This is a genomic window from Paraburkholderia sp. FW306-02-B (assembly GCF_058782725.1).
Genome location: NZ_JBYSXZ010000002.1, coordinates 377785 through 389876, shown reverse-complemented (window position 1 = coordinate 389876; position 12092 = coordinate 377785). Strand labels below are relative to the sequence as shown.

The window sequence follows — 12092 nt, the reverse complement described above, 5'->3', positions numbered from 1 at the left end:
TTCGAGTGCGTGAGCGCAGCAGTGTTCGTGCGGTAGCGCTCGTGCGTGCCGGCCCCGGCGCGTATACGATATCTAGATGAGCATGGAGGTCGGTCATGAGCACGGCTGCCAGTTTTCATATCGGCTACACGCAATATCTTGGCCCCGGCGGCGAGCCGGTTCAGCCGTTGCCTGCGTTTGCGCGGGACCCGACGGCGCTGCTTCCGCTCTATCGCGCGATGATGCTGACGCGGGCGTTCGACACGAAGGCGGTTGCCCTGCAACGCACCGGCAAGCTCGGCACCTTCGCGTCGTCGGTCGGGCAGGAGGCGATTGGCGTCGGCGTCGCCAGCGCGATGCAGTCCGACGACGTGCTGTTTCCTTCCTATCGCGATCACGCCGCGCAATTGCTGCGCGGCGTCACGATGACGGAAAGTCTGCTCTATTGGGGCGGCGACGAGCGCGGCAGCGACTTCAGCGTGCCCCGCCACGATTTCCCGAACTGTGTGCCGATCGGCACGCAGGTGTGCCATGCCGCCGGCGCGGCGTACGCGTTCCTGCTGCGTCACGAGCCGCGCGTCGCGGTAACGATCTTCGGCGACGGCGGCACGTCCAAAGGCGACTTCTACGAGGCGATGAACATGGCCGGCGTCTGGCAGGCGCCGCTTGTGCTCGTGGTCAACAACAACCAGTGGGCGATTTCGGTGCCGCGCAGCCGCCAAAGCGCCGCGCAAACGCTCGCGCAAAAAGCGATCGCCGCAGGAATCGACGGGCTGCAGGTCGACGGCAACGACGTGATCGCGGTGCATCATGTGGTCCACGCGGCACTCGCCAAGGCGCGTCGCGGCGAGGGCCCGACGTTGATCGAAGCGCTCAGCTATCGGCTTGGCGATCACACGACAGCCGATGACGCGACGCGCTATCGCGACGCCGAGGTCCTCAGCAAGCAATGGGAATATGAACCGCTGCTGCGGTTGCGCACGTACCTGATGCACATGAACGTCTGGAACAAGGCGCAGGACGAGCAACTCGGCCGCGCGTGTCTTGCGCAGGTCGAGCAGGCCGTCGATGCGTATCTGGCGATACCGCCGCCGGACACCTCCGCCATGTTCGATCACCTGTACGAGACCTTGCCGCCGGCGATGCGCGAGCAACAGGCAATGGCACAGCGTTTCGCGCCGGCTACGGGGAATCGCCATGGCTGAGCTCAACATGGTCGAGGCGCTCAATCAGGCGCTCGCCTACGAACTGACCCACGACCCGGCCGTCGTGCTGCTCGGCGAGGACATCGGCGTGAACGGCGGCGTGTTTCGCGCGACGGTCGGGTTGCAGGCTCGATTCGGCGCGCAGCGGGTGATCGATACGCCGTTGGCCGAAACGGCGATTGCCGGCACGGCGATCGGCATGGCGGCGATGGGCCTGAAACCGGTCGCGGAGATGCAGTTCAGCGGGTTCATCTATCCGGCCATCGATCACATACTGAATCATGCGTCGCGTCTGCGACATCGAACACGTGGACGGCTCAGTTGCCCGCTCGTGATCCGTGCGCCGTGCGGCGCAGGGATTCACGCACCGGAGCATCATTCCGAAAGCCCTGAAGCGTTGTTCACCCACATCCCCGGATTGCGTGTCGTGACGCCGTCCTCGCCGGCACGCGCGTACGGCTTGCTGCTCGCGGCGATCCGCGATCCGGACCCGGTGATCTTCTTCGAACCGACGCGACTGTACCGGCTCTTCAGGCAACCGGTGGAGGACAACGGCGAAGCCCTGCCGCTCGACAGTTGCTTCATGCTGCGCGATGGGTCCGACGTCACCCTGGTGAGTTGGGGCGGCGCGGTGCAGGACGTGCAGGCCGCGGCCGATCTGCTCGCGCAGGAAGGCGTGACAGCCGAGGTGATCGACGTGGCGACGCTCAAACCGCTCGACATCAACACCATTCTCGCGTCGGTCGCGAAAACCGGCCGCTGTGTGATCGTGCACGAAGGCTCGCGCACCGGAGGGGTGGGCGCGGAGATTGCCGCCAACATCGCCGAGCGCGGACTGTACTCGCTGCTCGCGCCGGTGCAGCGCGTCACCGGATATGACGTGGTGGTGCCGCTGTACAGACTCGAGAATCAATATATGCCGTGCACAGAGCGCATCGTCGCGGCGGTCAGGCAGGCTCTGGAGGCGTCGTAAGGCCATGAAAATCTTCAAACTGCCCGATCTCGGCGAAGGCTTGCAGGAAGCGGAGATCGTCGAGTGGCACGTCAGGAGCGGCGACGAGATTCGCGTGGATCAACCGCTGTTGTCGGTCGAAACGGCCAAAGCGATCGTCGAGATTCCGTCGCCTCAATCCGGCCGCATCGCAAAGCTGTTCGGACAGCCAGGCGACATCGTGCATCTGGGCGCACCGCTCGTCGCCTTCGAAGGCGCGGACGACGAAGCCGATGCCGGCACCGTGGTCGGCCATATGGAGGTCGGCCAGCATGTCGTGCAGGAAGCGCCGGCGGCGTCCGGCGGCGGCATGGGCACGGGTGCCGGCGTGATCAAGGCGATCCCGGCGGCGCGGGCGCTCGCGCGCAAGCTGGATGTCGATCTGGCGATGGTCACGCCATCGGGTCCCGAGGGTGTCATCACGGCGGCCGACGTGCAGCGCGTCGCGAAGGTCCTTGCCGAGCTCGGGCCGCCCGAAGTGCTGCGCGGCGTGCGGCGCGCGATGGCGCAGAACATGGCGCGCGCGCAAAGCGAAGTGGCGGCGGCGACCGTCATCGACGATGCCGACATTCATGCGTGGCCGCCACATACCGATGTCACGATCCGCCTGATCCGCGCGCTGGTGGCGGGATGCCGCGCCGAACCGGAGCTCAACGCATGGTTCGACGGACATACGGGACGGCGCCACGTGCTGCAGAAGATCGATCTTGGCATCGCCGTCGATTTGCCGGATGGCCTCTTCGTGCCGGTGTTACGCAACGTTGCGCTGCGCGACCCGGCGGATCTGCGCGGCGGGCTCGACCGGATGCGTGCCGACATCCGGGCACGCAAGATTCCCCCGGAAGAACTGCGCGGCAATACGATCACGCTGTCGAACTTCGGCATGATCGCCGGTAAATATGCGGCTCCCGTGGTGGTGCCACCGACTGTCGCGATTCTCGGCGCAGGCCGCATTCACGAGCAGGTCGTGGCGGCAGCCGGCGTTCCCGCCGTGCATCGGATCTTGCCGCTGAGTCTGACGTTCGATCATCGTGTGGTTACGGGCGGTGAGGCGGCGCGTTTTCTTGCCGCCACCATTGCGGATCTGCAGATGGCGCAGTAGCCGTGCTCGTCTGTCCGGATGCTTGCGCATCGTGTCAAAAGGTACCCCGCAAGCAATCGATCAGACACAGGCTTCCGGGTTTGCGCTCGCAGGTCGACGCGGATAATCCCACGCTCGCGCGCCAGGCGAAGTTCAGGCGCACCATGCGCGACGAGTCATCCGAGCCCGACCGCTCGCGCGATCATGAACACCCCTGCCCCGACGACGACGGCGCCGATAGCTCGCGCGACGCGCTCACCGGCTGGTGCGAGACGTTCGACAGTGACCGCTGTCGTGACGAGCGCCATCGCACGCAGATCCATGACCCCTATGACGAGCAAAATCACCGTCAGGCCGGCACAGCAGTAACTGCAGTGGACGCCGAGGCGCAAGCCGTGTCGCCAGGCCGTGCCTGCGTCCGCCGGCAACGTACGGCCGCGCCCCGGTGCCGCCTGGCAGCAGGCAAGGTGATGCGCCTTCCACGCGGTGAACTGGAGCGCGCCGCCGATCAGGACGACCACACCCACAGCGATCGGTACGGCGCGCGCCAGCGCCGGGACCTGCATCTCGAGCGCAGCCAGCGCGGCGCCCAGCGCGAAGGCGACCATGCCGAACGCGGTCCACACGACGAAGTACCCCGCGGCCACCAGCACGGTCAGCCGACCCAGGCGCGTCTCGCCGGTCCTGCCGACGGCCCGGCGATAGCGCGACAGCATGGGCGTGAGAGATGGCAGCATCATCGCCGCCATCATCGCGATCCACATGCCGAGGAACGACGCCGCGACGCCGGGCCACGTCTGCCCGCACATCCGCATCCACGCCATCGACATCGTCCAGCCGCCGGGCATCGGCATCCCGCCCATCGCCGACATGGACGCGCTCCAGACGACCGTCATCGCTGTGCTAGCAGCGAAGAGCAGCGCCGAGACGCCGAAGAAGGTCCGCTGGGAAACCCCACTTGGCGAGATCTCCCGTCCCTTGGTTGCGCTAACGTCACCCATGACCCGGTTCAACCTTTGTCGTACTCGTCGTGACGCTTCCACCAGACGCCTGTCTCGTTGCGCCCCCTGGGCGCGCGGTCGAGCCACTGGTACATGCCCCAGATGCCGTCCACGCCGCGCGCATAGGTGGAATACGCGTGGTAGACGACGCCGTCCTCGAGTACGAACGTGCTCAAGCCCGGCCTATCGCGCGTGTACGTCGCCACGTCGGTTCCGCAGGTGGCCGCGAACCGGGCGACCGGCTCCGGGACCTGGGTCGTCGCATCCATCGCGTGGCCGCCGCGCTCGTAGTTGTATTCGATGCTCCCTTCGCGCTGTTGCGCCTCCGTGAACGCGATGTTGAAGTCGAAATTGAAGTCGCTGCCGTACGAGGACGCCCAGGGAAACGTCCACCCCATCCGACGTTTGTACGCTTGCAGCTTCGCAAGCGGCGCCCGCGATACCGCCGAAAGCGTGACGTCATGGTTCGCCAGGTGCACGACAATCCTGTCGAACCCGTCCGCGATCGCCGAGCACGACGGGCACCCCGCCTTGTAGTCGGGCCCGAACATGAAGTGGTAGACGAGAAGCTGCGAGCGTCCTTTGAAGAGGTCGGCCAGCGAGGCGCTTCCTTCATCGGTTTCGAATCGGTACGTCTTGTCGATTCGAACCCAAGGCAGCGCCTGCCGCTGCCGAACCAGCTCGTCGCTCTGCCGCGTCAGCGCCTTCTCCGCCTCGAGCAGCTCGAGCCGCGCTGCCAGCCACGCTTCGCGTGAGCCGGTCATGTGTGTCGTCATCATGCTTTCCTCCGTTAGGTGTCCTTCGTCGTTCGTTCGGTTGTCGATACGACGTACTGGTTGGTGGTCGTGCTAGATTAGTACCGGGCATCGAACGGTGGGAGTGACAAGTGTGGCGGGATTTAAATAGACCATGGACTCGCTGATCACGGCCGCGGCGCGTGCGCTCGCGGCAGGGGACCCGCTCGGCGCGCTGAACCGGGTCGCCTTGCGCGACGACGCGCCCGCGCTCGCGCTTCGCGGCATCGCCATGGCGCAGCTCGGCGATTTCGTTCGGGCAAAGGCCCTCGTGCGAAGCGCGGCGCGCGCCTTCGGCCCGAAAGAGGCGGTGGCCCGCGCGAGGTGTGTGGTCGCCGAGGCCGAGATCGCGCTCGTCTCGCGCGACCTGAGTTGGCCTGAGAAGGCGCTCGACGCAGCGCGGGCGACGCTCGACGCGCACGGCGACCGCGTGAACGCCGCGCATGCCCGATATCTCCAGGTCCGGCGCCTGCTCCTGATCGGGCGCCTCGACGAGGCCGAGCATGCGCTCGCCGAGCTCGCCCCCGCGCCTTTACCACCCGCGTTGAGGGCCGCCCACGAGCTGGTCGTTGCAGGGATTGCGATGCGCCGCCTGCGGACCAGGACTGCGCGTCCCGCGCTCGCCCGGGCCGAGCGCGCGGCGCGCCACGCAGGTATCCCCGCGCTGACGGCGGAGGTCGAAAGCGCATCCCTCATCCTGAACACGCCCGCGGCGCGCCTGATCGCATCTGGCGAGGAGCGGTTTCTCCTGCTCGAAGAGGTCGAAGCCTTACTGACGTCGAGGGCGCTCGTCGTGGACGCATGCCGTCATGTCGTGCGTGACGCAGGCACGGTGGTCTCGCTCGCCACGCGTCCGGTGTTGTTCACGCTCGCACGCGCGCTGGGCGAAGCGTGGCCGGAGGACGTGCCGAGGGACACGCTCATCGCGCTGGCATTCCGGGCGAAGCACGCCGATGAATCGCATCGCGCCCGGTTGCGAGTCGAAGTCGGGCGGCTTCGCACGATGCTTCGGACGCTGGCCGGCGTGAGCGCGACGAAGCGAGGATTCGCGCTGGTGCCGCGCCGCGCGCACGAGGTCGTCGTGCTGGCGCGGCCAGTCGAAGGGGATCATGCGGCGGTGCTCGCCTTCCTCGCCGACGGTGAGTCGTGGTCGAGCTCGGGCCTGGCGCTTGCGCTTGGCGCCAGCCAGCGCACCGTGCAGCGGGCACTCGACTCGCTGGCGGAAGCAGGCAAGGTGCAGTCGTTTGGTCGCGGGCGGGCGCGTCGCTGGATGACCCCGCCCGTGCCGGGATTCACGACGACCTTGTTACTCCCCGCTCCACTGCCAAGTGATTAGGATGGGAGCATGAATCGTCCAATACCGGATAACCAGGATGAAACCATGAAACGATCAACGGCTGAAATCGTCCGTGAATATGGACCCTTTCCGGGTGTCGACCACGTGCATGGCGTCACCTATGACGGCCAGCAAGTCTGGTTTGCTACCGGAAACAAGCTGAACGCCCTCGATCCTGCGAGCGGGAAGACGCTGCGCTCGATCGATGTCGCCGCGCATGCGGGAACGGCCTTCGACGGCCAGCACCTGTTTCAGATCGCCGAGGATCGCATCCAGAAGATCGATCCTGAGACTGGCCGTGTGCTTGCCACGATTCCGGCGCCCGGCGGCGGTGGCGACTCGGGGCTCGCGTGGGCCGAAGGGACGCTCTGGGTCGGGCAGTACCGGGATCGAAAGATCTATCAAATCGATCCGCAAACAGGGGCGATTCTTCGCACCATCGAGTCCAACCGCTTCGTCACCGGGGTCACCTGGAGCGACGGAGAGCTCTGGCACGGCACCTGGGAGGGTGACGAGAGCGAATTGAGGCGAATCGATCCTCGAACCGGGGAGGTCCGGGAGGCGCTCGAAATGCCGCCGGGAGTGGGCGTATCGGGGCTCGAAGCCGATGACAGCGATCAGTTCTTCTGCGGCGGCGGAAGCAGCGGGAAGCTGAGAGCCGTGCGCCGGCCCAAGTGAGGCTCCGGGACCCCGGCGACTCTGCGAGCGAGTAGCCGGCAAATAAGCCGCAATTCATGGCGATGCCGCCGAGCGAATCGATGTGGAGATATCGCGGCTGATTGTGGCGAAGGCCTGGCTGTAGGCAGCCACCACCGCATCGTAGCCGGCGCCGGCACAGGGCTCGCGCACGGTGTTGCGACCGCTGAGCGGCGCACGTTTGCCGGGCGGCGACACCGACCACAACGCATCGACCGTGACCGCGTCGCCGAGCGTGGCGTCAAAGCGCTGGACGTCGATCTGCACACGATAAACCGCGGCCTGATCGCCGGCCATCGGGAATGCAGACACGCGCGGGCTGTTCAGTTCCTGTGCGAGATCAGCGGCAATCACACGCGGGATCTGGCTCTTCAATGAGTCTGCCCAGCGGGCGAATTCATCGATCGTCACCTGATTGGCGCTGGCGCGCACCACGATCTGCGGCCGGTCGACGAGTTCGGGCACGGTGACCGAACCGATCAGGACAGTGACCGGCATAGCAGGCGCTGTCCTTTCGCCTGGCGCTTGCGGGCTCAGTGTGTAGAAGGTAGCCTTTGGCGAGGCACAACCGGCCAGCGTAGCGACAGTCAGCGCAATTGCGAAGGGTAAGGATAGGCGCATCACTTGTTATCCCCCTGTTTGCCGCGGATGAGCGCCTCAGGATGACGTTCGAGGTAATCCGCCAGCGTGCGGAACGCCGCCGCAGTGCGCGCGAGTTCACGCATCGCATCGGTGGTGCCCTGCTGCAACTGCGAGTTCGGCTGCAACGCGCCGTTCGCCGAGTCCAGCGCCGTCTGCGCGGCGGCGAGCGTGTCCCGGGCCTGCGGCATCACCTCCGTGCGCAACTGCTTGAGTAGCGTATCCGCATCCGCCAGCGTCTTTTGTGCGTCTTTGCCGATCCCTTCGAACGGGATCTTGTTCAGCTTGGCGACCAGACTGGTGACCGAATCCTGTAGCGATTGCAGTCCGCCAGGCACGGTCGGAATTTCCGGCGGCGTCGCGTTCCAGTTAACCTCGGCTTTGGGCGCGGCAGGGAAAAAGTCGAGCGCGACATACAGCTGTCCGGTCAACAGGTTGCCGGTTCGCAGCTGCGCGCGCAAGCCGTGCTCGACCAGCCATTCCGCCATCTGGTGGGGATCCGATGCGAGCCTGCCTCCGGTCACACCCGACTTGTAACGCGACGTGAAGCGCTCCGGATAAAGACGCACCTCGACCGGAATGCTGAACAGCTTGTTGGCTGGATCGAAGCGCGTGTAGATCGCTGCCACCTCGCCCACCACGATGCCGCGGAAATCGACCGGCGCACCGACCGTCAACCCCCGCACCGAGTCGTTAAAATTGAATACGTAGCTATCGACAATGCGATCGTGACGCTTCATCGCCTCCGTACGATCGTGGAACAGCATAAATTCGGTACGAACGGCAGCCTCGGGCTGATCGGCCGTCTCATCCGGCGTCTGGAACGCAAGGCCGCCGATCAGGATCGCGACCACCGATTGCGTGTTGACCTTGACGCCATCGGTACTCAGCGACACGTCGACGCCGCTTGCGTGCCAGAACCGCGTATCGCTCTGCACGTACTTGTCATAAGGCGCGTTGATGAAGACCCGCAGCGTGACGCCCTTGCCGTCCGCGTCGAGCGAATACGCGGTGATCTGTCCGACCTGCAGGCGTCTGAAGAAGACGGGAGAGCCGACATCGAGCGAGCCCATATCCTCGCTCTTCAGCACGAACTCCCGCCCCGGTACGCCGCTGGCGAAAACCGGCGGCGTCTCGAGTCCGACATAGTCCCGCCGCGACTTCGTCGAGGCGCCCAGGTCCATGCCGATGAACGAACCGGACAGCAGCGTGCCGATGCCCGATACCGTGCCTCCGGAAATGCGCGGGCGCACGACCCAGAAGCGCGTATCGTCGACCAGCATGTTCGAGGCGTCCTTGACAAGCTCAGCGGTCGCGACGACGCTGCGGTGGTCCCTCGACAAGGTCACGCTCCTGACCACGCCGACGTCCACGTTCTTGAACTTGATCTTGGTCTTGCCGGCTTCGAGACCTTCGCCGGTCGCGAAGCTGATGGTGACCGTCGGCCCTTGCTCGAGGACGGCCTTCACGGCCAGCCAGCCGCCGATCAGCACCGCAATGATCGGCACCAGCCAGACGATCTGCATGCGCCAGCGCGAGCGGGGCGTGGCCACCGCTTCGGGGAGATCGGGGGGCTCCGGCCGGTCGGGAGGGTTAGCCATGATGGGCCTCCGTCGCGTCCCAGGTCAGACGCGGGTCGAACGACATGGCCGCGAACATCGTCAGCACGACCACCGCGCCAAACGCAACGGCGGCCGGCCCAGCCTGGATCGTCGCGAGCGCATTGAACTGCACGAGCGCAACGAGAATGGTGATGACGTAGATATCGAGCATCGACCAGCGGCCGACGAGTTCCACCAGCCGGTAGATGCGGGTTCGTTGCTGCAACAGCGTGGTCGAGCGCCATTGCGCGGAAATCACGAGGTACACGAGCGCGATGATCTTGAGCATCGGCACAGCGATGCTCGCGATAAACACCACAGCGGCGAGCGGCCATGCCCCCGAGGTCCACAGATAGACGACGCCGCTCAGAATCGTGTCTTTCTCCGAGCCGAACAGCGAACTGGTGTTCATCACCGGCAACACGTTGGCGGGGATGTACAGCACGATCGCGGCAATCAGGAACGCCCAGGTTCGCGCGAAACTCTCGGGTTTGCGCGCGTGAAGATGCGCGCCGCAGCGCGGACAGTTGGCGTCGTGCAGATGGGGGTTCGAGTGGACCAGCAGCCCGCAGCTATGGCAACTCAGCAGACCGCAACGCATTGCCGTGGGTGCGGATGAAGCTGCGGCCTCGTGCAGATCGGCAGCAGAACCGTGGCGCTCGCCCATTCGCTGCCAGAGCGCGCGCGCATCGAATGCCGCATTGGCCGCCGCCAGCAGCAACATCAGCGCGCCGAACGACCATAACGCGACGCCCGGTACGACGCTCGCAATATGTGCCAGTTTGACGAGCGCAACCAGCATGCCGAGGATCAGGACCTCGGTCATTCCCCAAGGCCGCGCCAGATGCATCATGTGAAACACAATGTCGGCCCGGTACGGCCGCCGGTGAAGCCACAGCGGCACCAGCAGATACGTCATCGTCGCCATTTGCAGCAGCGGCATCAGGAACGTCGTCGCGAACACCAGTCCCGCAAGCGGCCACATGCCATCGTTGTACAGAATGCGAACGGCACCCAGTAAAGTCGTTTCCACAAGGTCGCCGTTGACCGCCAGGCCGACAATCGGATACATGTTGCTGATCACGAACAGCACGCCCGATGCGAGCGTAAAAGCCAACGCCCGGTCGATGCTGTCCGGATGCGTGCGATACAGTTCAGCGCGGCAGCGGCAGCAGCGCAGCACGCCGTCACGCGGCAACGCCGTTTCGCGTTGCAGCAGATCGCATTCGTGGCACGCGATGAGACGCCCGCTTGTCGCTGGCGTGGTCGCTGGGGTTGTCATTGCGGCTGCTCCGTCGCGGCTTCATTCTTTCCACGCACCGCAGCGCCCTGTTGCATCACCTGGCCTGTCATGCCCTCGGCCTGTACAACCCATCCGCCGCCCATTGCCTTGTAGAGACCAATCAGCGAGTTGAACACCACACCATTGGTTTGCGTATAGCCAAGTTGCGCGTTGAAGAGACTGCGCTCGGCGTCCAGCACCTCGATGTAACTCGTGTAGCCCCCTTCGTAACGCAGCCGCGCGAGCCGTGAGTAGGTGCGCAACGCATCCACCTGACGCCCTTGCACGACCAGCTGCTCGCGTGACTTTTGCAGGGCGATCAGCGCATCGTCGACTTCCTGGAACGCCACCTGGATCGACTGCTGATACTGGAACAGCGCCTGTTGCTGCTGCGCTTCCGCCTGCTTCACCTGACCGCTGATACTGCCCGCGGTAAAGATCGGCACCGTCAGCGAGCCGGCATACGACCAGACGCGAGCGGGACTGGTGAACAGTTTCGAGAACTGCCCGCTGACCGATCCAAACAGTCCGGTCAGCGAAATTGACGGAAAGTACAGCGCGCGCGCGGCGCCGATCAATGCGTTGGCGGCGATCAGGTTTTGCTCGGCCTGCAGCAGATCGGGGCGGCGCTCGAGCAGGTCGGACGGCAGACCCGCGGGTACGGCGGGCACCGCCAGTTCGGTCAGTTCGCGGCCACGCAGGATCGGGCCGGGATTGCGGCCGAGCAGGACCGAGAGGGCGTCCTCCTGCTGGGCAATCTGCGTCTCGATCTGCGGAATCGTCGCGAGCGACGCCTCGTATTCCGACTGGCTTTGTGCGAGCTCCATCTGCGAGACGTCGCCGCCTGAAAAACGTGCCTGGAAGACTTTCACCGAGCCCGCGCGGCTGTCTGTCGTCGCCTTGGCGATCGTCAGTTGCGCATCGAGATCGCGCAGATTGATGTACGCGGTGGCAACTGAAGCGACCAGCGACAGGATCGTCGCGCGGCGGCCCTCCTCGCTCGCCAGCAGGCTCGCGCGCGCCGATTCGGTCTCGCGCCGTACCCGGCCGAACAGGTCGATTTCCCACGCGACCATTAACGGCGCCTGAAATTCGTTGAACACCGGCCCGACGCCGGGCGGCAACGGTGTGGGGCCGGCCTGCGAAGCACGCTGGCGAGAGGCGTCGAAGCCGGCGCTGAGCTGCGGAACGAGTGCCGAGCGGGTGGTGACGAACTGTCCGAGGAACTGGTCGACGCGAGCGGCAGCGATCTTCACATCCTTGTTGTCCGCAAGCGCGGCCAAAATCAGATCGTTCAACACCGGATCCTGAAATTGCTCCCACCAGCGCGTATTGGCGACGTCGGCCGCTTCGCTGGTTTCGAAGCGAAACGTTGCGGGTGTCGCCACGTTCGGCCGCACGTAGTCGGGGCCGAGCAGACAGCCGCCCAGCGCCAGCACTAAGGGCAATGCAGGCATCAGACGCAGCAGGGACGCTCGGCCACGCAT

General features: G+C 65.5%; 11 protein-coding genes. 5 read left to right on the top strand and 6 right to left on the bottom strand.

The genetic code is table 11. The features are described from left to right. Positions 1–95 precede the first annotated feature (95 nt). Genes pdhA through AC3WOG_RS22660 form a run of 3 tightly spaced genes read left to right on the top strand, consistent with a single transcriptional unit; the run spans position 96 to position 3277 of the window. Positions 96–1184, top strand: a complete 1089-nt coding sequence (gene pdhA / locus AC3WOG_RS22670; protein WP_492580182.1) for a pyruvate dehydrogenase (acetyl-transferring) E1 component subunit alpha — start codon at positions 96–98, stop codon at positions 1182–1184. Beyond that, complete coding sequence (locus tag AC3WOG_RS22665) at positions 1177–2157, top strand: alpha-ketoacid dehydrogenase subunit beta (protein WP_492580181.1); 981 nt, start codon at positions 1177–1179, stop codon at positions 2155–2157. Before pdhA ends, AC3WOG_RS22665 begins: the two co-directional genes overlap by 8 nt. A 4-nt stretch (positions 2158–2161) precedes the next feature. Continuing rightward, the gene (locus AC3WOG_RS22660) at positions 2162–3277 is read left to right on the top strand and encodes a dihydrolipoamide acetyltransferase family protein (RefSeq protein ID WP_492580180.1); all 1116 of its coding nucleotides are present in this window, start codon (positions 2162–2164) and stop codon (positions 3275–3277) included. Positions 3278–3432: 155 nt separating this feature from the next. Here the strand turns inward: AC3WOG_RS22660 and AC3WOG_RS22655 are convergent, their stop codons facing one another. Both AC3WOG_RS22655 and AC3WOG_RS22650 read right to left on the bottom strand, forming a co-directional pair. Beyond that, positions 3433–4257: a DUF2182 domain-containing protein gene (locus AC3WOG_RS22655; protein WP_492580179.1), complete on the bottom strand. Its 825-nt coding sequence runs from the start codon at positions 4255–4257 to the stop codon at positions 3433–3435. Between the two features lie 8 nt (positions 4258–4265). After that, positions 4266–5033 (bottom strand): DUF899 domain-containing protein, encoded by a 768-nt coding sequence (locus AC3WOG_RS22650; protein WP_492582410.1) that lies wholly within the window; start codon positions 5031–5033, stop codon positions 4266–4268. Between the two features lie 133 nt (positions 5034–5166). Between AC3WOG_RS22650 and AC3WOG_RS22645 the strand changes: the two genes are divergently transcribed. Both AC3WOG_RS22645 and AC3WOG_RS22640 read left to right on the top strand, forming a co-directional pair. Beyond that, positions 5167–6387 carry a helix-turn-helix domain-containing protein gene (locus AC3WOG_RS22645; RefSeq protein WP_492580178.1) on the top strand — a complete coding sequence of 407 codons (1221 nt, stop codon included), beginning with the start codon at positions 5167–5169 and terminating at the stop codon, positions 6385–6387. Between the two features lie 45 nt (positions 6388–6432). Next, on the top strand, positions 6433–7065 hold the full coding sequence (locus tag AC3WOG_RS22640; protein WP_492580177.1) for a Vgb family protein: 633 nt from the start codon (positions 6433–6435) through the stop codon (positions 7063–7065). 54 nt (positions 7066–7119) lie between these two features. Here the strand turns inward: AC3WOG_RS22640 and AC3WOG_RS22635 are convergent, their stop codons facing one another. The 4 genes from AC3WOG_RS22635 to AC3WOG_RS22620 are packed head-to-tail and all read right to left on the bottom strand — an operon-like array spanning position 7120 to position 12092. After that, positions 7120–7704 (bottom strand): PqiC family protein, encoded by a 585-nt coding sequence (locus tag AC3WOG_RS22635; RefSeq protein ID WP_492580176.1) that lies wholly within the window; start codon positions 7702–7704, stop codon positions 7120–7122. Further along, positions 7704–9323 carry a PqiB family protein gene (locus tag AC3WOG_RS22630; protein WP_492580175.1) on the bottom strand — a complete coding sequence of 540 codons (1620 nt, stop codon included), beginning with the start codon at positions 9321–9323 and terminating at the stop codon, positions 7704–7706. Before AC3WOG_RS22630 ends, AC3WOG_RS22635 begins: the two co-directional genes overlap by 1 nt. After that, the gene (locus tag AC3WOG_RS22625; protein ID WP_492580174.1) at positions 9316–10605 is read right to left on the bottom strand and encodes a paraquat-inducible protein A; all 1290 of its coding nucleotides are present in this window, start codon (positions 10603–10605) and stop codon (positions 9316–9318) included. The genes AC3WOG_RS22630 and AC3WOG_RS22625 overlap by 8 nt, the downstream gene beginning before the upstream one ends. Next, positions 10602–12092, bottom strand: coding sequence for an efflux transporter outer membrane subunit (locus tag AC3WOG_RS22620; RefSeq protein ID WP_492580173.1), 1491 nt, complete (start codon positions 12090–12092; stop codon positions 10602–10604). The genes AC3WOG_RS22625 and AC3WOG_RS22620 overlap by 4 nt, the downstream gene beginning before the upstream one ends.